The organism is Arthrobacter dokdonellae (genome assembly GCF_003268655.1).
GTDB lineage: Bacteria > Actinomycetota > Actinomycetes > Actinomycetales > Micrococcaceae > Specibacter > Specibacter dokdonellae.
In genome coordinates, this window is the sequence record NZ_CP029642.1 from 4,107,974 (window position 1) to 4,129,084 (window position 21,111).

A 21,111-nucleotide genomic window follows, 5' to 3' on the forward strand; every position below is an offset into this window, starting at 1 on the left:
TGCGGCCGCCTTGTCGTTCTTCACCATCGGCGTCACCTTGTCGGTCTTGATGAGGTCAGAAGTTCGCAAAGGGTGCCCGACGCAGACGAAGTCAATCAAGCAATGGAGGAAATGATGAACTCAGCAGCAAGACCGGTCTCTTCGCCGGCTGCCCGAGCCAACTGGCCCCGTACCGTTGGCCTAGTGGCAGTAACGGCCATCGTCGCGGTATTGGCACTTGCTGGACCTCCCGCGGCGATAGGCGGTCCCGGCCATGGTCACGGCCAGTCACCCAAACAGAGCCACCGCACCGTGATGTACTACCAAACGCAATACAGCGACAACCACTATGTGTCTCCGAAAGCCATGGTCGATCACCATACGGGACTGACTGATCTGATTGTGGGCGCTTTTCACGTCAATGAGACCCCTGGGGATATTCGACTCAATGACGATTCGCCGTCGAGTCCGAAATTTGATGTGATGTGGAAAGACCTGACAACCATGCAGCGCAAAGGCGTTAAAGTACTCGGGTTTGTTGGCGGTGCTGCTGCGGGAAGCTTCCACCGTCTCGAACCAGAGACCTTCGACACCTACTATCCCGAACTCAAGGCCGTGATTTCCAGGTACAAGTTGGACGGCCTGGATCTTGACGTTGAGGAATCGATGTCCCTCGCGGGCGTGGAGCACCTGATTGACCGTCTCAAAGCCGATTTTGGCAAGAAATTCCTGATCACATTGGCACCCGTGGCACCGGCGCTCAAGGGTGGTGGCAATCTCTCCGGCTTCGATTATGAACAGCTGTACAAGGAACGGGGCCAGTCCATCGCCTGGTTCAACACCCAGTTCTATTGTGGGTGGGGTACGTTAGCCTCCACAACAGGGTACAAGGCCATTATTGATCGTGGCGTTATTCCCGCCAGCAAGGTCGTTGCGGGGACGCTGACCAATCCTGCCAACTGTGGCAGTGGCTACGTGCCCATGTCTGAGCTGACTTCCACTATCGCATCCCTGAGCGATACGTATGAAACGTTTGGCGGCATTGCCGGCTGGGAATACTTCAATTCCATTCCCGGTGGGCCCGGCGCCCCCTGGCGGTGGGTCCGCGACGTCAGCGCGGCCATGCGGGACTGACCGGAAGCGGCCCCGGCACTGCCCTAGCGAAGTGGCGGGCACGTGGAGCCACGCGGACTCAAGGTCAGTGCCGGACCCTTCCGGGAGGGCAGCGGCGTGTCGGCGCCGATCTGGTCCAACAGGAGCCGCGCCGCCCGTTCCCCCAGTTCGACGGTATCGCGGGTGAGCGTCGTGAGCGAGGGACGCACCAGTCGGGCCATGGCGGAGTCGTCGAACGAAGCGATCGAAAGTTGGGCTGGCACAGCGACCCCCATCTCGGCTGCAACTCCGAGGCCGGCGACAGCCAGGACGTCATTGTCGAAAACGATTGCCGTCGGACGCTCCTGTCGCGACAGCAGGGTGCGAGTGACATCGGCACCCTGCGCCGCCGAATAGTCCGTGACCAGGGATTCCACCGAGCTCAATCCTGTTGAGTCCGCGAATGATCGTAACGCCGCGATTCGCAGTCCGGTGTGCTCGAACTCCGCGGGGCCGGCGACGTGCGCAATTCTGGTGTGCCCGAGCGCATGCAAATATTTGAAAACCGTGAGCGCCGCCTCGGAATCGTCGATCCAGACGGAGGGAGCGCTGCCTTCGGACGATGGGCGGGATCCGACCACGATCGTCGGCATGCCGAGTTCGTCGAGGAGCTGCACGCGAGGGTCGTCCGTGCGCGGGTCGATGACGATGACGCCGTCGACTTGGTGTCCGTTCCACCACTCTTGGTAGGTGTCCAGTTCTTCCTGCAGGTCGCGGGCGACGAGGAGGTTCATTCCGACGTGAGAACCGCTCAAGCCCAGCTGGATGCCTGAAATGAGGTCGCCGAAGAAGGACTCGGTGCCCAGCGTTCGCGCCGGGCGGTTGAGGACGAAGCCGATCGTGCCGGCTCGGGCGCCCCCGAGGGCGCGAGCTGCGGAGTGTGGGCGCCAGTGCATCTCTCGGGCGATCTCAAGGATGCGTGCCCGAGTCGAGGCCGAGACACCTGGCCGGTTGTTCAGCGCGAAGGAAACCGCGCCGGCCGAAACTCCTGCCCGCGCGGCGATATCTGCGATGGTGGCGCGTTTTATCGGTTTCATGACTCCCCCTTGCAGACGGTACGGACTTATTCCGGCACACTTGACTATACCGCTTTAGTGAATAAGTATTGTCATTGCAATGAGGATAACGGTGATGCAGATCACTGTCCTCGGCCTCCAGTCACCGTCCTGCACAAAGGAGTTCCAAGCGATGAAGCAACGCACCCTAGACCGTCGAAGCCGCGCAATGAAGCGGGCGGGTCGAATAATGCTCGGAACGGGCGTTGCGGCCCTCATGCTTAGCGGATGCTCCGGCGGATCCGGCGGTTCCGGTTCCTCCGGTGACGGGTCGATCAACGGCACCATCACCGTGCAAACCTGGGCGCTCACGCCGAAGTTCAGCGACTACCTCGACGGAGTGAAAAACGGCTTCGAGAAGGAGCACCCGGGGGTTACGGTCAAAATGGTCGATCAGCCAGGCGACGGCTACTCCGACAAGGTTCTCAGCCAGGCCTCGTCCAACTCCCTGCCTGATGTCATCAACCTTCCCCCTGACATTGCCCTGCCACTGGCCAAGCACGGCTACCTGCAGAATGTCGGCAAGAGCGACTCATCGCTGGCATCGACGTATGTTGCCGGGGCACTGGACGCCTACAAGTACAAGGGGCTCGACGGAACCTACGGTTACCCCTGGTATCTGAACACCGATGTCGATTACTGGAACAAGACCATGCTCTCCGACTGCGGACTGGACCCGTCTAAGGTGCCCACCACGACCGACCAACTCTTCGACCAGGCCGCGACGATGCACCAGCACTGCCCGGACAAGTACCTGATGAGCCGCAAGCCGGGTCTGGGGGACTTCACGCTCGCCGGTGTCAAGGTTCTCAACGATGACGGCACGAAGTTCACGTTCGCCGATTCGCCGGAGGCGGTGGACCTCATCGCCCGGTACGCGAAGGCGTACCAGCAGAAGTACATGCCGCCGTCCGTGCTCAACAGCGACTACCTGGGCAACTCGACGCTGTTCACCCAGGGCAAGGTCGCCTGGACCACCGGCGGTGCCACCAGCATCTCCGACTTCGAGAAGAACAACCCCTCGCTGAAGGGCAACGTGATCGTTTCCCCCGCGCTTGACACTGCGCCGCTCTATGTACAAGGGCTGAGCGTCTCGGCCAAATCGAAGAACCTCGCCACCGCCGAGGCCTTCGCGAAGTACATGACGGACGCGAAGAACCAGGAGGCCTTCGCCCATCTGGTCAACATCTTCCCCTCCACGAAGTCCTCGCAGTCAGACCCCTTCTTCTCCAAAGATGACGGGACGCCCAACGGAAAGGCGCGGGTTCTCGCCAACGAGGCACTGAAAACGGCGAAGAACCTCACACCCGTCGAAGCCAACTCTGCAATGTCGACCTTCCTCGACCAGCAGATCTCACTGGCAATGAAGGGCGAGACCACACCGAAGGAAGCGCTGCAGACCGCGCAAACAAAGATGAACACTCTACTGGCCAACGGCTGACCGCTCCACACGCCCGGCAGGGTCGCTGACTCTGCCGGGCACCAACCCTGAAGGGAGACCCGCGTGCGCGCGAACCGATGGTTCACCCCGTGGATTTTTGTCATACCCGCCCTCGTCTGGTTACTCGCATTCAGTGTGTGGCCGTCGATCAACACGGTACGGCTTGCGTTCACCAATGCGAGCCCGCTCGGTGGCGTCAGCCGCTTCGTCGGACTGCAAAACTTCCAGACGATGTTCGCTGACCCGCAGGTCTGGGAGGCACTGCTCAACAGTGTCGTGTACATGGCGGTCTGCCTGCCACTGCTGACGATCCTGCCACTCCTCATCGCGTTGCTCGTTGAGAAACGGCTACCTGGAATTGCGTTCTTCCGCACCGCCTTCTATTCGCCGGTTATCGCCTCTGCCGTGGTCGTCGGGCTCATCTGGACCTGGATCCTCGACGATCGCGGGGTCATCAACGAAATGGTGAAGGCGCTCGGCATCGTCCAAGGGCCCCTACCTTTCCTCACGGACCGTTGGTTGCTGCTGTTCAGCGCGATCAGCCTCACGGTCTGGAAGGGCCTGGGCTACTACATGATCATCTTCCTCGCAGCGCTGGGGAATGTCGGCAAGGACCTGCACGAAGCCGCAGCGCTCGACGGCGCTGGAGCCATCCGCCGGTTCTGGTCGGTGACCATGCCAGGCGTCCGCGGCACGATGACGCTTGTTGGCATCCTGGTGTGCGTTTCCGCCCTCCGGGTCTTTAGCGAGCTCTACATCCTGACCAACGGTTCCGGAGGCCCCGGCGGCCAGGACCAGTCGGTCGTCATGCTCATCCAACAGTACGCGCGCGGGTTCACCGGCAACCTCGGCTACGCCTCGGCACTGAGCCTCCTGCTCTTCGCGGTCACGCTCGTTCCGATGCTCGTACTCGCCCGACTCAACAGCAAGGCGCAGCAATGAGCGACATCACCGATCCGGACTTCGCCGTCATCGGCCGGGCGGTATCGCCCGCGCCCGACGTCACGGGCGGCAGGACTCCACCACCACCTACGGGGGCAAGGCGTCGACGCCGGGGCTGGGGCGTCATGTCCCGGCGCGAGCTGATCCTGCGCTACGTGCTGCTCGTGATCGTGCTCTTCATCGTCGTCGGCCCGTTCCTCTGGCAACTCTCCACATCGCTGAAGGGCTCCGGAGAGGACATCTACACTTCGACGCCGTCGTTCATCCCCAGCCAGCCGACACTGGAGAATTATGGGAAGGTCGCCGAAGCGATCCCCGTCTGGTTGTACATCGTCAATTCGCTGACAGTCGCAGCAATCGACGTGGTCGGGAACCTCGTCTTCGCCACGTGCGCCGGGTTCGCGCTCGCCCGTCTCCGCTGGAAGGGGCAGCGGATCGTCCTCGGCCTGTTCCTTGCCACGCTCATACTGCCAGGCGAGGCGACGATCATCGCGCAGTTCGTGACGATCAAGGACCTCGGTCTCTCCGATTCGCTGGTGGGTGTCGCCCTGCCGGGGATGATCGCCGCAATCAACGTTCTACTGATGTACAACGCCTTCCGCCAGATTCCCGAAGAAATCGACCAGGCGGCCGTCGTCGACGGAGCGAACTCCTGGCAGAGGCTACGGTACATCGCCCTTCCCGCCGTGCAGGGCACTATTGCCGTCATCGCGATCTTTTCTTTCATCGGAGCCTGGGACGATTTCCTTTGGCCGCTCATCGTGCTCCAGTCACCCGACAAACTCACCCTGACCGTGGGCCTCCAGTACCTCCAGGGGACGTTCTCGAATGATCAACGCTTGATCGCGGCGGGTACGATGATCGCCTTCATTCCCATCGCCGTGATCTTCTCCATCCTGCAGCGGTACTTCTTCAAAGGCGTTGAAGAGGGCGGGGTCAAGGGCTGATGCGGTTCGGCGTCAATTACACCCCATCCGCAGGCTGGTTCCACTCCTGGCTGGACTTCTCGCCGTCTGCTGTCGCAGCAGACATGGAACGAATTGCCTCCCTGGGCGTCGATCATGTGCGGATCTTTCCGCTCTGGCCGCTCGTTCAGCCCAACCGCACCCTTATCCGGCCGTCCGCGATTGCGGACATCGTCCAGGTCGTCGATATCGCGGCGTCCTTCGGGCTCGACGTCAACGTGGACGCACTGCAAGGCCACCTGTCAAGCTTCGACTTCATCCCGTCCTGGCTGGAATCGTGGCACCGGCGCAACATTTTCGTCGCGCCTGAAGTCATCACCTCCACCGCGACGTATGTCCGGGAGCTCACCAGCGCCGTGGCCAGCCGCCCCAACCTGCTCGGAGTGACGCTGGGGAACGAACTCAACCAATTTGCCCACGATCCCCATCCGACGCCGCACCGGGCAACGGAAAAGCAGGCCTCCGCGTGGCTGGCCTCCATGGTCGGTGCCGTCCGTGCGGAACTCGGCTCGACACCGGCGGCCAGGGCTCCCCTCGTGACGGTCGCCCAATACGATGCCGCCTGGTACGACGACGCCCAGCCCTTCGGCCCCGAGCACGCCGCCGACTACGGGGACCTGACAGTCACCCACTCCTGGGTATTCAACGGTGCCGCGCAACTCCATGGCCCGCTCGGCGAGGGCTCCGCCCGACATGCCGAGTACCTGATGCAGCTCGCTGCCGCCTGGAATCGCGACGCGAATCGCCTGAACTGGCTACAGGAGGTGGGGGCGCCGACCAACGTCGTCCCGGTCAAGGACGCCCCCGAGTTTCTCGAGAAAACGATCCGGCACGCCGCAGACGTGCAGAACAACTTCGGTGTCACCTGGTGGTGCTCGCACGACGTATCGCGGAAACTAGCGGACTTCCCGGAGCTGGAGTACGACCTCGGGCTCTTCACCAACGACGGGGTGCTGAAGCCGACCGGCGAGCGGTTCGCCGAGCTCGTGCACGAGTTCAGGAACGCGAAGGCGGGGGCCGGCACGCCGCCTCGCGATGCGCTCATCCTCGAGGACGTCGACGCCGCCGGCGTACCGGTCGCAGACGTGCGGAAATCATGCGCACCAGGGGGCCGGTTTTCGCAGGCTTGGCTCCATCACGCGGCGTCGACTGGACGTGGTCCCCAGGTGGTGCTGCGGTCCAAAGTTGCCGATGCGCTCCTCCTTGCCGCGCGCGGCATCACCGAAGTCCACGTCGTTCCGGCCGGCATCGACAGAATCGAACTGTCCATTGCCCATCCGGCCACCCATCACTGATCTCGAACACCCTATCCGTCTGCCAGACACAATGGCGGCAGACCACTTTGAAAGGCCCTGATGCACGACGATATCCCCCTGACCATCGGCCGGGCGCGCCGCGTCCTTGACGAACGGATTGTGCCCGCCGTATACGGCACCACCATCCCATTGGAGGTGTCCTGGCACGAACTGCCCGGGGAACCCATTTCCCCGACAGAGGGTCTGGCCCTGCATTTCGAGCCGTACGAGGTGGGCACACCATGGGGTGCCGCGTGGGGGACGACGTGGTTCCGGCTACGCGCCACGGTCCCGCCCGAGTGGGCGGGCCGCAGGATCGATGCCCTCGTGGATCTCGGCTTTGACAAGAACATGCCGGGGTTCCAGTGCGAAGGGCTCGTTTACCGGCCGGACGGTTCCCCAGTGAAGTCGATCAATCCCCGGAACCAATGGATCCTGGTCCAGGAAGAGGCGGCAGGAGGCGAAAGTATCGAACTATTCCTCGAGGCTGCCGCGAATCCGGTGCTGCTGGACTACCATCCCTTCCTGCCCACGCAGGAGGGCGACATCCTCACCTCCTCCAAGCGTCCGCTCTACGCCACCCGAAGGATGGAGTTGGCGGTATTTGAGCGAGAGGTGCACGAACTCGCCCTCGACATTGAGGTGCTGCTCGAACTGCAGGAGGAACTCCCGCAGGGCCCGCGCCGGATGCGGATCCTGCAAGCCCTCGATGACGCGCTGGACGAGCTGGACCTGCAGCAGATCCCGGCGACGGCGACGGCTGCGCGCGCCGTGCTGGCCCCGATCCTCGCTTCCCCGGCGGAGTCGTCGGCGCACCGGATCTCCGCCGTCGGACACGCACACATCGACTCCGCCTGGCTATGGCCGGTCCGGGAGACCATCCGCAAGGTGGCGCGCACGGCATCCTCCATGACGGAGCTGATCGAGCAGGACGATGACTTCCTTTTCGGAATGTCCAGCGCCCAGCAGTACGCATGGGTCAAGGAGCATCGTCCCGAGGTCTGGGAGCGCATCGTCGCCGCTGTCGCCGCCGGACGGTTCCTGCCCCTCGGTGGCATGTGGGTGGAGTCGGACACGGTCATGCCCACCGGCGAATCGATCGTACGGCAGTTCGCGTATGGCCAGCGATTCTTCCGCGAGGAGTTCGGCATCGAACCGAAGGGGGTCTGGCTCCCGGACAGCTTCGGGTATTCGCCCGCGCTACCGCAGCTGATGAAACGTGCCGGATTCCAATGGTTCTTCACGCAGAAGATCTCCTGGAATCAAGTCAACAAGTTTCCCCACCACACCTTCCTCTGGGAGGGGATCGACGGCTCCCGGGTGTTCTCGCATTTTCCCTCGATGGACACCTACAACTCGCAGCTCTCCGGCGCTGAGGTGGCCAAAGCCGCCAAACAGTTCCGCGAAAACCGTCTGGCTTCCGGTTCCATCGCTCCCGTCGGTTGGGGCGACGGCGGAGGCGGAACGACCCGCGAAATGACAGGCAAGGCTTCGCGACTGAGGGACTTGGAGGGCAGTGCACGCGTGCACTGGGAACATCCGGACGAATTCTTCACGCGAGCCCGCACCGAGCTGGCCAATCCGCCAGTATGGGTCGGCGAACTGTACCTCGAACTGCACCGAGCCACCCTGACCTCGCAGCACCGCACCAAACAAGGCAACCGCCGCACCGAGCACCTGCTGATCGAGGCGGAACTCTGGAGTGCCACGGCCGCGGTGAGCGTCGGGTTTGCGTATCCATATGACGAACTGGACGAATGCTGGCGTCAGGTCCTGCTACAGCAGTTCCACGACATTCTGCCCGGGACTTCGATCGCATGGGTGCACCGTGAAACGGTTCAGGAATACGCCCGTGTCACCAAGCGGTTGGAGGCCATCATCGCGGACGCGCTGGCTGCACTCACTGGATCGGGGGAATCGGCGATTGTCGTCAACCCGGCACCCTTCGCCCGTTCCGGCGTGCGCGCCCTCAGCGCGACGCCGGCAACGGAGCTCAACCCGACCGAACCTGTTCGGCTCGAAGAGGTATCCGACGGGTACGTGCTCACCAATGAACTGGTTCGTGTCAGCATCAGCCGGGCCGGACTCGTCACGTCTGCCCTGGATCTCTCCACCGGTCGCGATGCGATCCCTGCGGGTCAAGCAGGCAACCTATTGCAGCTGCACCAGGACTTTCCCAACATGTGGGATGCATGGGACGTCGACCGCTACTACCGCAACAGAGTCGAGGATATTCGTTGCGTCGAAGCGCTCGATGCGGAGGTTGGCAGCGGTGGCGTCGCCCGGGTCAGGGTGCAGCGCACCTTCTCCGACTCTGCCATCGATCAGACGCTCTCGCTGGCACCGGGCTCCCGCACACTGGAAATCACCCAAACTGTGGACTGGCATGAGACCGAGAAATTCCTCAAGCTGGCGTTCCCCCTCGACGTGCACGCCGAGCACACCATCGCCGAGACACAGTTCGGTGCGAACAAACGGGTCACCCATACCAACACGTCCTGGGAGGCCGCCAAGTTCGAGACATCAATGCACCGGTACGTTCTCGTGGAAGAACCGGGCTTCGGCGTCGCCTTGGTGAACGACTCCACCTACGGTTACGACATGACCCGGGATTCGGTCGATGGCCACGTCACCACGACCCTGCGCCTCTCGCTGCTGCGGGCCCCGCGCTTTCCGGACCCGGAGACCGACCAGGGCAGGCAGACCCATCGGTTCGGCCTCGTCATTGGAACGTCAGTGGCCGGGGCCACGGAGGAGGGTGTGTTGCTGAACCTGGACGGCCGTTCCCTGCGCGGCGATCACGGATTCTCCCCCCTGGTCTCCATCGACGGTGGCATCGTCGTGTCAAGCGTCAAGTTGGCGGACGATCGCTCGGGTGACCTGGTCGTGCGCGTTTACGAGCCGATCGGGCGCCGCACGACGGGAGCGCTGAGCGTGCACGCGCCGGTCGCCCAAGCGACGACCGTGTCCCTTCTCGAAGGACCGCTCGGGGCCCAGGAGAATCCGGAATCGCCAATGGACGACGGCGTGGTAACGCTCGCCCTGGCACCGTTCGAAGTGCGCACGATGCGCTTCCGGCTCGCATGACGGCGGCAGTGGAGCAAGACGCCGCCGCGGGAACGCCCGGAGGCAGCGGCCCGACGACGGCGGTTGCCGCGCGGAACGGAGTCGGACTGACCTCGGTGAACGCAACGCTCCTTGAGGGCAGGGTGGGAACGGTGACCGTGCTGGAAGTGCCCGGTCTGGCTGGACGTACGATCAAGGCCGATGAACGGCTCATGTGGGCCTGGTTCCCCGAACGCTCGCTTCCCGCCGGCCGAATCGAGCCCGACGACTCGGACCTGGACCACTTCTGGGACGCCACGGCGTTCGCCGTCGACCTCGTGTTCGACGACGGCACCCGGCTCTCCGAACACGCCGTGATGGATCAGTACGGCACCCTGCCTTCCGCCGACGCGCAGTTCACGGCCCGTACCGCCTGGGTGGATCAGTGGAATCGCCGAACGGTGCAACTTGACGCCGTGCTCGGTCGAACCGTCGCACGCGCCGAAGCGGTGCTCGGCGTGGCGACCAACGGAGCGGGCGCGTCGCCCCTGGCGATCCGCGGCTGGATTGACGAGGTGCTGATCGGGCCCAACCCGCCCCGCCCATCCAGACCCCTGGACCTGGTACGGACGACCCGCGGCACGCACTCGTCGGGACGGTTTTCACGGGGCAACACCGCCCCCCTGGTAGCCGTTCCGCACGGGGGCGTGTTCGGGCTGCCGATGACCCGGGCAGACGAATCGCGGTGGCCATACTCGTACCATGAACACAATCGCGTCAGCGACAACCGTCCGACGATTGAAGCGTTCGCGACGTCTCATCTGCCCTCGCCGTGGATGGGGGACCGGGGAGTGTTCCAGCTCATGCCGAGCCCACTCGCCCAGCCCCCAACGGGGCGGACGGAGCGGGCCCTCGCGTTCGACCACGACAGTGAACAAGATGGCCCGCATCGGTATTCCGTGCGCTTGGATGCAGGTGAGGCCGGCATCGTCGAGGCAACGATGACCGCCGGTGACTTCGCCCTCGGCCTACGGTTCATCTTCCCAGGCGCAACCGATCAGGCGTCGATCATCGTGGACCACCATGGGGCCGTGCGGGATGTGCACGTGCACACCGAGGGCGCCGACACCGTCATTGAGGTGCTCCTGGACGACCGCGCGGAATCGCCGCAACACTACGTGCACCTGCGCGTGCCCAACGTCCTGGCGGACCGGACCAGTGTGGTGTCGGGACTCCTGCGCGGTTCACTGCTGGTGGCGGTGGACGGCCCGGTGGACGTCCTGTTGGGCATTTCGACGGTTTCGTTTCCGGACGCAGCGGCGAACCTGGCTGCTGCGGGCGGATTCGATGCCATGCTCGGCGCAGCCGAGCAGCAATGGGCGGAAAAGCTCGGCACACTCGAGGTGGAGGGCGCTGGCGACGATCGGCTTGTGTCCCTTTACTCCGGACTGTACCGGTTGTTCCTGTACCCGAACCGGGCTGGCGAAACCGCCCTCACCGGCGCCCCCCACTACCGCTCGCCGTACGGAGAGACCCTGGAACGTTCGATCCGCGCTGTACCCGGACGGGAGGTGGTGGAGGCCCCCTTCACGACGACGAACGGATTCTGGGACACGTACCGTACCGCCTGGCCGCTGCTTGGCCTGCTGACCCCGCGCAGCGCCGGCACCCTGGCGCAGGGCTTCCTGCAACATTTCGTGGACTCCGGCTGGATGCCGAGGTGGAGCGCACCGGGCGCCGAGGACGTCATGACAGGAACCACCAGCGATACGGTGTTGGCCGACTTGTTGGCCAAGCATGTTCCCGGCATTGATCCGGAACTCGCTTATCGCGCGGCCGTGAAGAATGCCACCGTGCCGGCTCCAGACGCCCGGGTGGGGCGCAAGGGGATTCTGCCCGGCGCCTTTCGCGGCTACGTGGACACCGCCACGGACGAGGGCATGTCCTGGACGCTGGACGCGGCCATCAACGACTGGTCGATCTCTGTGTTGGCGCGCCTGCTGGCCGACCGAGCCGAGCCTGGTTCCAGTACGGCGGAAAGGCTGGCTGCCGAGGCCGAGTGGTTCACTCGGAGGTCCTTGCAGTATCGGAACGTGTTCCATCCGGACCTGGGATTCTTCCTCGGCCGCACGATGAACGGCGCTTGGCGGGTAGCGGGGCGAGACTTCGACCCGGATGAGTGGGGCCATGACTACACCGAGACCAATGCGTGGGGAACCATGTTCACGGCTCCGCACGACGGTGCAGGGGTCGCGGCGTTGCACGGCGGTGAAAACGGACTGATGAGCGCGCTGGATCGTTTCTATCGTCGCCGCGAGACCGGATCATCGGAGCACTGCGGATCCTATGGCTTCGCCATCCACGAGATGACCGAGGCGCGCGACATCCGGATGGGGATGCTCGGCCTGTCGAATCAGCCGGCACACCATATCCCGTTCTTTCCAATGTTCGCCGGCAGGCACGACGATGCGCATCGAGTATTGCTCGAATGCGTGGATCGGCTGTTCGTCGGCTCCGATAACGGCCAGGGATACCCTGGGGACGAGGATAACGGGGAGATGAGTGCCTGGTATGTGTTCGTCACCATCGGGATCTATCCCTTGGTTCCGGCAACCGGGACATACGTGTTGATTCCACCGTCCGTCCACCGCACCGAGCTTCGATTGGACGGCGGCGCAACCACCGTGCTGGAAGTCGTTCCCGGCACGGAGGGAGGCCGGTTCATCCGCTCCGTCAAGGTAAACGGTGAGCCGTGGTCGTCCATTTCCATTGATCACGATGTGATCGCGTCCGGTGCCCACGTCGAGTTTGAGCTCGCCTCCGAGCCGTGCGGCTGGGCGGCCGATTCACGACCACCCAGCGCCTCCTCCCTCCACGGCTTTTCGGACGGCCCGATTGATGTGCTGCCTCGGGGCGCCCATCCCCTCACGGACGACGAGGGCCGCACGGCAGTACGTCTCACAGTGGGCGAGTCCGTCGATTTTCCGGTGTCGCTCGGAGCGGCTTCGCTTTACACGCTCACCGCGGCAGAACCGGGCGCCTACGCCTGGTCCGTCTCGTGGGTCACGGCTGATGGTGTGGCCACAGCCGCAGATGAGAGAGACGCTGAGATTTTCGAATGGTCCGGGCAAACCCGGGTCTTCCGTATCCACGGCGGAGTGCGCGACGGGTTCATGCGCCTCACGGCCTCGACCTCGTGCCTGTTCACGCAAGCGGAGCTCATCCCTGTCAGCGGGCCGGCTCAGGCAGCGGGCGGGTCCGGTGCCGACGACGGCTCCCAGGTTGCCAGGGGGGGCGCATGAAAGCCCTTCCTCGCCTCCTTGCCATTGATGCGGGACAGACCGGAATCAAGCTCCGCCACCGAGAAGGGCCCAGAGTGGAGGAATGGTCGCTGCCTGGCATCCGCACGGATCGACCCCTCCCCGCGCAACTGCGGACCGTCCTCACCTCGGTTGCCGGCCGGGGGCTGAGGGCTGACTCGATCGGCATCGGCGCCTCCGGGCTGATCGAGGGCGAAGCGGACCCTGACATCCTCCTGGAAGCCGCCGGACCGCTGGACGCCACGTCGTTGGTGCTCGCACATGACTCGATCACGGCGTACCTCGGAGCCCTGGGAGACGAACGGGGCGTTGTTGTAGCTGCGGGAACCGGCGTCGTCACCCTCGCCGTGGGAATCTATGACGTCGCTCGTGTCGACGGCTGGGGCAACATCATCGGCGACGCAGGCAGCGGATACTGGATCGGTCGAGCGGCCCTCGATGCCGTGATGCGCGCCCACGACGGCAGGGGCCCCCAAACCGCGCTGACCGCGGCAGTGCGGAAAGACTTCCCGGACCTTGAATCTGCCTATATTGAACTGCAGGGCGATGTCGAGAGGGTACGGCGCGTCGCCGCCTATTCGAGAACGGTCGGGGAGCTTGCCGGTGAAGATCCCGTCGCCGCGACAATCATTGCTGCGGCAGGCAGTGAACTCGCGCTGGCTGCGGCATGCGGACTGCGGCGCGTCGGAGAGGCCACTGCACCCTGTCCGAAGGTCTGCGCCATAGGGGGAGCATTCACGTCACCGCACCTGGCAGCAGCATTCGATGGCGCGGTGAGGACGCAAATTCCGGAAGCGGATATCGCCGTCGGCCTTTCCAACCCCCTCGACGGGGCGGAAAAGCTGACGACGCTCGCCCCCGAGAGCGCTTTGACACCCAATGTCCTCCACAGCCGGCCCAGAGAGGGAAACCATGCCGGGGCAGCGACGCGATCAATGTCAGAAGGGATCTGAATGTTCGTCTCCATCGCCAACGATCCCAAGCAGTATGCTTGGGGATCCCACTCGGCCGTCGCGTCCATCCTCGGGCGGGAGGAGTCGGGAAAACCCGAAGCAGAGCTGTGGTTGGGAGCACACCCGGCTTCCCCGGCACGCATCGTCGACCCTGCAAGAATGGACGGTCACACGACGCTGGCGGAGTGGATCGCGGCCGACCCACTCCAGGCACTCGGTCCCCAGCTGGCACCGGGAACGCGCCTACCGTTCCTGCTGAAGGTGCTCGCGGCATCCTTGCCACTCTCGCTTCAGGCGCACCCTACAGAAGTCCAGGCAGCCGCCGGATTCGAACGTGAGAACGCAGCCGGCATCCCCTTGGATGCACCCTTTCGGAACTATCGGGATCCGCACCACAAGCCCGAACTTCTCGTCGTCCTGAGCGAAACGTTCGAAGCACTCTGCGGGTTCAGATCTCTCGACGAGGTGCAATCCGTAGTCCGGAAGCTGTGTCGACGTGCTCTCGGGGATCCAGCCGCCCGGTCCGACCTGGAGCAGTTCTCCGCGAGAATCGGTGCCGCAACGGGGCTCAGCCCGGTCGTGGAATGGCTCCTTGAGGGGTCGCCCGAAGTTTCCAGGCTGGTGGACGCTCTCGTCCACTTGGCAACCCATCCCGCCGGCGTCGAGGAGAAGCCAACCCCTCTGAGCACCATCCGGCAACTTGCCAATAGCTATCCAGGAGACCCTGGCATCGTTGTGTCACTGCTCGTGAACCACGTGACGCTCTCCCGCGGAGATGCACTCTACCTACCGGCGGGTAACATCCATGCCTATTTGCACGGCGTCGGCATCGAACTCATGGCGGCATCCGACAATGTCCTTCGCGGCGGCTTGACCACGAAACATGTCGACGTGAAGGAACTTCTTCAAGTCCTCGACTTCAGCCCCAGCCCCGTTCCTCTTCTGCTTCCAGATCAGCTGGCACGGGGTGTCAAGGTCTTTCGTCCCGAGGTGGCAGATTTCCAGCTGATTCAAGCCGATCTGGAAGACTCTATGGTGTCCCTCGACCTGGAGGGGCCGACGATAATTTTCGTTTCAGAAGGACAGGCCCATCTGGAGGGGAGCCGATCGTCCCGAACGGCGGCCAAGGGTGAGGCGCTTTACATCACGCCTGATGAAGGATTTCTCACGCTCGCCGGCTCGGGCCAGGTCTTTCTGGCCACCACCGGGTCCCCGCCCGCCAACTGACCCCGCACACCCAAACCGAAAGCGCGGACGGCTGCGGTGGCGGCGCTGGCGGATGGATTCCAGGCCGTCCGGCTCAGCCAAGGGACGCGACGTAAAATAGGAAGTACGTGACGACTACGATTTGAAGACGAGCTATTCGGAGTCGGCCGTGGCAACAACGCATCGTGCGCACCTATGGTGTACCTAGTCCGGGTGATCGGTAGTAGCGTGGCTATTTATTTGAGCAGATGTAAATACCTCGATGCCCTTGGTCAGCATTGACAGGTCAGTATTGACCGCGTATCGACTTCACAGTCTCCCCCACGTATCACCGCGCCGAGGCTACGAGAGCAAAAATGATAGGCACGGGCGGTAGTCTGCACTGCCCCGAGGAGGATCACCGATGAACCTGCTTTCGAAGCTTGTCAACTGGCGGGCCGGAAGTCCGCGGGAATCAGCGGTTTTCCCGGTCCTGCTCGATTTGAGGCTGTGGCTGACAAAATTGGGCCTCCGATATCCGTACTGGCGGCGCCATGCGTACCAGGACATCACCCGTAAGACAACAATCAGATGCCGCGCTGCAGCTTCGATCTTCCAGCTCATGTAATCGGGCAATATTCCCTTGAGCCTGCGGACCAATAGAGGGCTGCGGCAGGTCCGGGCCAGCCCGTCTTTCCCTGCATTCCGGGTCGCAAGGCGTTGGTCATCGGCCATACTTACGACCGTTCGACCGGGCGTCCGGTCACATCAGGAAACTACGGTGCCCGACATCACCAGTCGAGAGGGCTCCGACGGTTGGGGTGTCCCGACGCCCCGACAGCCCAGGGTTTCCCTTGACTGCAACGGACCGCGCGCCGAACGCCAGCGCGCCGGCAATCAAAGCGCCAAAAAGGACTTGCGTTGCGTCGGCACCAGATAGCGCTTGGAATAGTCCGATGACAACAAAAGCAGCTGCCGTAGCGGCCACGCAAAGAGAAAGTATGGTCGCCCACCGAGGCATGTTCCGAAGTTCTTTCACAGTCATCGACTCCTCGAGATCCGCGCAAATGGGACATTGATCGACACCCTACACTCGTCGGCTCTCGTCGAGCCAGGTTCCATCAAATGCCTCAAGACACGTAGGGAGACAAAGGAATCCGTCAGCCGTATGTCGAACCCGGCATCTGCTGACGATGATGGAAGGTCTCCTCCCAGACTGGATTTAACCCAAGGATGGATAAGTAGTCCGAAAACTCCCGCTAGTGCCTGGTTGCCGAGGGCACCGGCAGCTCCCCCAGGCTGGATAGTGCTGATGCGCATGCGCCCACGGCCACGGCCTGGTGGCCCAACGCGGACCTTCGAACGGCAATGACGTGCCCGTTCACGGGAGGCTCATTGGCCAAAACCTCCTCCATTGCAGGCGACAGCAGGTCCCAGGCGTGGGCGACACCCCCGCCAATCACTGCTGCTGAGATGTCGGCCAGGCCGGCCGCCATCAGGATGCCGCGGGCCACGCCCTGGCCGGCATCGCTGAAAACCTGCCCGGCGTCCGCGTCCCCCAAACGGGCGGCTCCAGCAATGTCGCGTGCAGTCCTAGAACGGCCGGAGCGTTGGAAGTAGCGCCGGGAAATCGACCGGCCCGAGGCGAGCGTCTCCAGATGTCCACGCTGTCCGCACGTGCAGGGGTCATTGCCGAAGCCCGGGATATGGCCAATCTCGCCGGCCGCGCCATGCGCGCCATGAATAATGTGGCCGTCGAAAGCGACGGCGCCGCCCACCCCCGTGCCCAAGGTAATTCCCAGGACGTGCTGCCGGTTCCGGGCTGCGCCGGCGGCCATCTCGCCGGCCAGGAACGCATTGACGTCATTTTCAAGGACGACGGGAATGCCCAGCCCGCTGGCAAGCAGGGGCCCCAGCGGCGTTCCGGCCCAACCCACAAAAGAGTCACTGGCCGTGACGACAGTTCCGCTTTCACGGTCGATCACGCCCGCTGCGCCGACCCCCAGCGCGGAGAGCACACAGTCGTTACGCTCAAGCAGTGCGCGTGCCAAAGCTAGGGCGCACGCCGCCATCGCGCCGTTTCCTTCCCTTGCCGGGGTGGCCGCGGAGATCTGGTCCACGATGTTCAGTTCCCTGTCACAGAGCACCGCCAACATGGTTGTGCCGCCAATATCGAGACCCATGACTTGTTCCTTCACGGCGTGGCGACCTGGCTCCTGACTTGGCTGGAGCTGCTTAATCGGGCCAGGCGCCGCTGGCGCTGGAGCACCGGATCGGGAACCGGGACGGCCGCCAGCAGATCGCGGGTGTAGTCATTCCGGGGCGCAATGAGGGTGGTGGCCGTGGGTCCGGCCTCCATGATCTGGCCGGCACGGAGCACAACCACCTGTTGGGCCATGTCCTGCACCACCGCCAGGTCATGGCTGATGAACAGGCAGGCAAAGCCGAACTGTTCCTGCAGGTTCTTGAGGACGTCCAGGACGCTTGCCTGGACCGAGACATCAAGGGCGCTGGTGGCCTCATCGGCGATCAGCAGCTGCGGCTGGAGGATTAGTGCCCGGGCGATGCTGACGCGCTGGCGCTGGCCGCCGGAAAGCTCGTGCGGATAGCGGCCATGGACCGCGCCCGGCAGTTGTACGGCTTCCAGGGCGTCCCGGACCATCGTCCGGCGCGTGGCCGCGGAGGTGCGGCGATGGACCAGCAGGGGCTCGGCAATGCACTCGGCCACGCTCATCCGTGGATCCAGGGATGCCACGGGATCCTGCAGCACGATGCCAATCCGGGACTGCAGGGCCTTGCGTGTCTTGTGTCGCAGGGTGCGCAGGTCCTCGCCGAAAAGCCGCACGCTGCCGGTGGAGGGCTTGATCAAGCCCAGCGCGGCCCGGCCGGCAGTGGACTTGCCGGAACCTGATTCGCCGACCAGGCCGAGGGTCTGTCCTTTCACCAGGCTGAAACTGACGCCGTCGAGTGCGTTGAACGCGCGGCTTCCGCGGCCATACCGAACGCCCACCTGGTCCAGTTCCAGGACGGCGGGCTCGGCAGCCTTCCCTTCGGGGGCGTCCGCCAGCGGACGGTCCCTGGCCTCGACCGCCAGCCGGGGGACTGCTGCCAGGAGCCGCTTGGTGTATTCGTGGCGGGGACGCAACAGCACGTCCTCGACGGCGCCGACCTCCACCAGTTCACCGTGGTACATGACGGCCACCTGCTCGGCAAAGTCGGCCACGACACCCATGTTGTGGGTGACCAGCAAAATCGCCATGTTCATCTCCGCAGCCAGTGTGCGCAGCAGCTCCAAAATATTTGCCTGCACCGTTACATCGAGGGCTGTGGTGGGTTCATCGGCGATGAGGAGCTGTGGCTTGTTGGCAATGGCAATGGCGATCACCACGCGTTGGCGCTGGCCGCCGGAAAGCTGATTCGGATAGTACCCTGCCCGTATTGCCGGATCAGGGATGCCCACCGTGCCCAGCAGTTCAATCGCCCGCAGTGCGGCCTGCTTGAGGGAGATTTTTTGGTGGTTGGTGATGACCTCGGCAATTTGGCCGCCAATGGTCAACAGCGGGTTCAGGGCCGTGGACGGTTCCTGGAACACCATGCTGAGGATCCGGCCGCGGGCGTCGCACAACGCGGCCTCGTCGGTCGTGTCGATGGCATTGCCCGCTATCCGCACGTCACCGGTGACCGCGGCGTTTCCGGGCAACAGGCCCATCACGCCCAGGGCCACCGTGCTCTTTCCGGACCCGGACTCACCCACCAGCGCGAGGACCTCGCCGGGCTGAATGGACAAGGAGACCCCGCGGACGGCGTCCACGCGGCCGGACTCGGTGGAAAACTGCACTTTCAGGTCCTGCACACGCAGGGCCGCGGCGGATGCGGGGCCGCCGTCGACGGCAGCCACTGTGTTGGGGTTCATCGCTGGCCTTTCACATCAAACATGTCGCGCAGCCCGTCGCCGATGGCGTTGAAGGCGCAGACCACCAAAATAATCGCAATGCCGGGCGGCAGAATCAGCCACCAGTAGCCGCTGTAGGCGGCCGCCAGACCGGCACTGAGCATGCCGCCCCAATCCGTGGCAGGCGCCTGCACGCCCATGCCGAGGTAGCTGACGTAGGCGACCAGCAAGATCGCGTCGGCAACTTGGAATGTTGCGTTGACCACCAGCGTGCTCACGGTGTTTGGCACGATGTGGCGGCTGATGACGCGCCAATGCGATCCGCCGATGCCCCTGAGCGTGAGCACGTAGTCGCGGCTCTTCAGTGAGAGCGTCTCAGCCCTTACCAGGCGCGACGGCACCAGCCAGGACAGGCAGGCAATGACGACGATCATGGTGACGCTGTTCGGCGCCGTAATGGCCGAAATGACCAGGAGGATGAACAGTGCTGGAATGGCGATGCCGCTGTCCACGATGCGCATCATGACGGCGTCGACCCAGCCGCCGGCGTAGCCGGCAATCGAACCCCAGATGGAGCCGATCAGCGTGGCCAGTATGCCGGCAGCCAGCCCGATGACCAAGGACACCTGGCCGCCAACCATCATCCGGCCCAGCTGGTCGAAGCCAACCGCGTCGGTCCCCATCGGGTGGGAGCCGCCCGGGGCGAGATTCGCGGCACTGAGGTCCACGTGCATTTGGTCGGTGCCGTAAAAAAGCGGTCCGAGGAAGGCAAGGAGAAAGGCCAGGGCCACCACCACGACGCCGGCCACCGCCAGTTTGTTGCGCAGGAAGCGGCGCAGCATCAAGATGCGGTTGCTGGGCGCGGGGGCGGCGCGGACAGTTCCTGGCGCCGCGGATTCAAGGACCGGGTTGCTCATCGGGACTCCCTTACACGTGGGTCAAGCAGGACTTGGGCGAGGTCGGCCAGCAGCGAACCGATCACGGTGGCGATGGAGATCACCAACACGCAGCCCAACAGGACCGGGAAATCAGGTGTTTGCGCTGCATTCCAAAACAGCAGGCCCATCCCCGGATAGTTGAAGAGCTGTTCGACGACCAGCGCCCCACCGAACAGGACGGGGATGTAGTAGCCCAGCATGGCGATGACGGCCGTCAGTGAGTTGCGGAAGACGTGCCGGCGCAGCACCACTTTGCGTGACGTTCCCTTGGCCAGGGCAGTGCGGACATAGTCCTCCGACAGGTTGTCCAGGGTGGAGGAGCGCATGTACCGGCTAAAGACCGCGATCATGCCCAGCGCGCCCGTAACCACGGGAAGGACCAATCCCATGGGGTCCGCAAAGACGCCCCACCACGAATCCGCCTGCGGCGCCTGGGACGGGAAAAGGGGAATCTGCTGGCTGAAGACAACAATGAGAATCAGGCCGAGAAAAAACACCGGCGTGGCATAGGCGACGAACGACAGTGCCGTCAGCACATAGTCCGCGGGCCTGTTCCGACGCGCTGCCTGCCACAATCCCAGGGGAATTGCGACAAGCAGCGCCACCACGGCTGAGAGCACCGACAGCGCCAAGGTCTTGGGCAGCCGCTGGCTCAACAGATCAGAAACCGAGGAATTCAGCACATAGGATTGCCCCAGATCGCCGTGCAGCAGCTGCCCCAAATAGTTCAGGTACTGCCAAGGGAGGGACCTGTTGAGTCCCTGTTCCGCATTGAACCGGGCAATCTGCTCCGGGGTGGCCTGGATTCCCAGGACCCCGCGGGCCGGGCCTCCGGGCAGGGCGTGCAGCAGGAGGAACACCACCACCGTCACGAAGAAAACGACGACCAGTGCCTGCCCCACCCGCTTGAGCATGAACCGAAATATATCCACTATGTGCCAATCAATCA

14 protein-coding genes are annotated in these 21,111 nt (G+C 63.8%); 9 read left to right on the forward strand and 5 right to left on the reverse strand.

Features of this window, described 5'->3' with window-relative positions; genetic code table 11:
* The first annotated feature begins 72 nt into the window (after window positions 1-72).
* The gene (locus tag DMB86_RS18320) at window positions 73-1,113 is read left to right on the forward strand and encodes a glycosyl hydrolase family 18 protein (protein ID WP_227878492.1); all 1,041 of its coding nucleotides are present in this window, start codon (window positions 73-75) and stop codon (window positions 1,111-1,113) included.
* A 23-nt stretch (window positions 1,114-1,136) separates the two neighbouring features.
* Here DMB86_RS18320 and DMB86_RS18325 read toward each other — a convergent pair whose 3' ends face one another.
* Complete coding sequence (locus DMB86_RS18325) at window positions 1,137-2,168, reverse strand: LacI family DNA-binding transcriptional regulator (RefSeq protein ID WP_113719039.1); 1,032 nt, start codon at window positions 2,166-2,168, stop codon at window positions 1,137-1,139.
* A gap of 208 nt (window positions 2,169-2,376) precedes the next feature.
* Here DMB86_RS18325 and DMB86_RS18330 point away from each other — a divergent pair, with 208 nt between their 5' ends.
* The 8 genes from DMB86_RS18330 to manA all read left to right on the forward strand — a co-directional run bounded on the left by DMB86_RS18330 (window position 2,377) and on the right by manA (window position 15,374).
* Window positions 2,377-3,627, forward strand: a complete 1,251-nt coding sequence (locus DMB86_RS18330) for an ABC transporter substrate-binding protein (RefSeq protein ID WP_227878493.1) — start codon at window positions 2,377-2,379, stop codon at window positions 3,625-3,627.
* A gap of 63 nt (window positions 3,628-3,690) precedes the next feature.
* Window positions 3,691-4,569, forward strand: a complete 879-nt coding sequence (locus DMB86_RS18335; RefSeq protein ID WP_113719040.1) for a carbohydrate ABC transporter permease — start codon at window positions 3,691-3,693, stop codon at window positions 4,567-4,569.
* Entirely contained in the window at window positions 4,566-5,516 is a 951-nt protein-coding gene (locus DMB86_RS18340; protein ID WP_113719041.1) for a carbohydrate ABC transporter permease, read from the forward strand. Before DMB86_RS18335 ends, DMB86_RS18340 begins: the two co-directional genes overlap by 4 nt.
* Window positions 5,516-6,829: a glycoside hydrolase 5 family protein gene (locus DMB86_RS18345; RefSeq protein ID WP_113719042.1), complete on the forward strand. Its 1,314-nt coding sequence runs from the start codon at window positions 5,516-5,518 to the stop codon at window positions 6,827-6,829. The genes DMB86_RS18340 and DMB86_RS18345 overlap by 1 nt, the downstream gene beginning before the upstream one ends.
* 60 nt (window positions 6,830-6,889) lie before the next feature.
* Window positions 6,890-9,916 carry an alpha-mannosidase gene (locus DMB86_RS18350; protein ID WP_113719043.1) on the forward strand — a complete coding sequence of 1,009 codons (3,027 nt, stop codon included), beginning with the start codon at window positions 6,890-6,892 and terminating at the stop codon, window positions 9,914-9,916.
* 131 nt (window positions 9,917-10,047) lie between these two features.
* Window positions 10,048-13,176, forward strand: a complete 3,129-nt coding sequence (locus DMB86_RS18355; protein ID WP_227878494.1) for a GH92 family glycosyl hydrolase — start codon at window positions 10,048-10,050, stop codon at window positions 13,174-13,176.
* A complete protein-coding gene (locus DMB86_RS18360) occupies window positions 13,173-14,147 on the forward strand; it encodes a BadF/BadG/BcrA/BcrD ATPase family protein (protein WP_113719045.1) in 975 nt (324 codons plus the stop codon). Before DMB86_RS18355 ends, DMB86_RS18360 begins: the two co-directional genes overlap by 4 nt.
* Complete coding sequence (gene manA / locus DMB86_RS18365) at window positions 14,148-15,374, forward strand: mannose-6-phosphate isomerase, class I (protein WP_113719046.1); 1,227 nt, start codon at window positions 14,148-14,150, stop codon at window positions 15,372-15,374.
* 1,217 nt (window positions 15,375-16,591) lie between these two features.
* On the opposite strand, the gene DMB86_RS18375 is transcribed toward manA, so the two are convergent.
* Genes DMB86_RS18375 through DMB86_RS18390 form a run of 4 tightly spaced genes read right to left on the reverse strand, consistent with a single transcriptional unit; the run spans window position 16,592 to window position 21,094 of the window.
* Window positions 16,592-17,515: an ROK family protein gene (locus DMB86_RS18375; RefSeq protein WP_113719048.1), complete on the reverse strand. Its 924-nt coding sequence runs from the start codon at window positions 17,513-17,515 to the stop codon at window positions 16,592-16,594.
* 11 nt (window positions 17,516-17,526) lie between these two features.
* Window positions 17,527-19,245 (reverse strand): dipeptide ABC transporter ATP-binding protein, encoded by a 1,719-nt coding sequence (locus DMB86_RS18380; RefSeq protein ID WP_113719049.1) that lies wholly within the window; start codon window positions 19,243-19,245, stop codon window positions 17,527-17,529.
* Window positions 19,242-20,141 carry an ABC transporter permease gene (locus DMB86_RS18385; RefSeq protein WP_113719050.1) on the reverse strand — a complete coding sequence of 300 codons (900 nt, stop codon included), beginning with the start codon at window positions 20,139-20,141 and terminating at the stop codon, window positions 19,242-19,244. Before DMB86_RS18385 ends, DMB86_RS18380 begins: the two co-directional genes overlap by 4 nt.
* Window positions 20,138-21,094, reverse strand: coding sequence for an ABC transporter permease (locus tag DMB86_RS18390; protein ID WP_171814557.1), 957 nt, complete (start codon window positions 21,092-21,094; stop codon window positions 20,138-20,140). Before DMB86_RS18390 ends, DMB86_RS18385 begins: the two co-directional genes overlap by 4 nt.
* Between the last annotated feature and the right edge of the window lie 17 nt (window positions 21,095-21,111).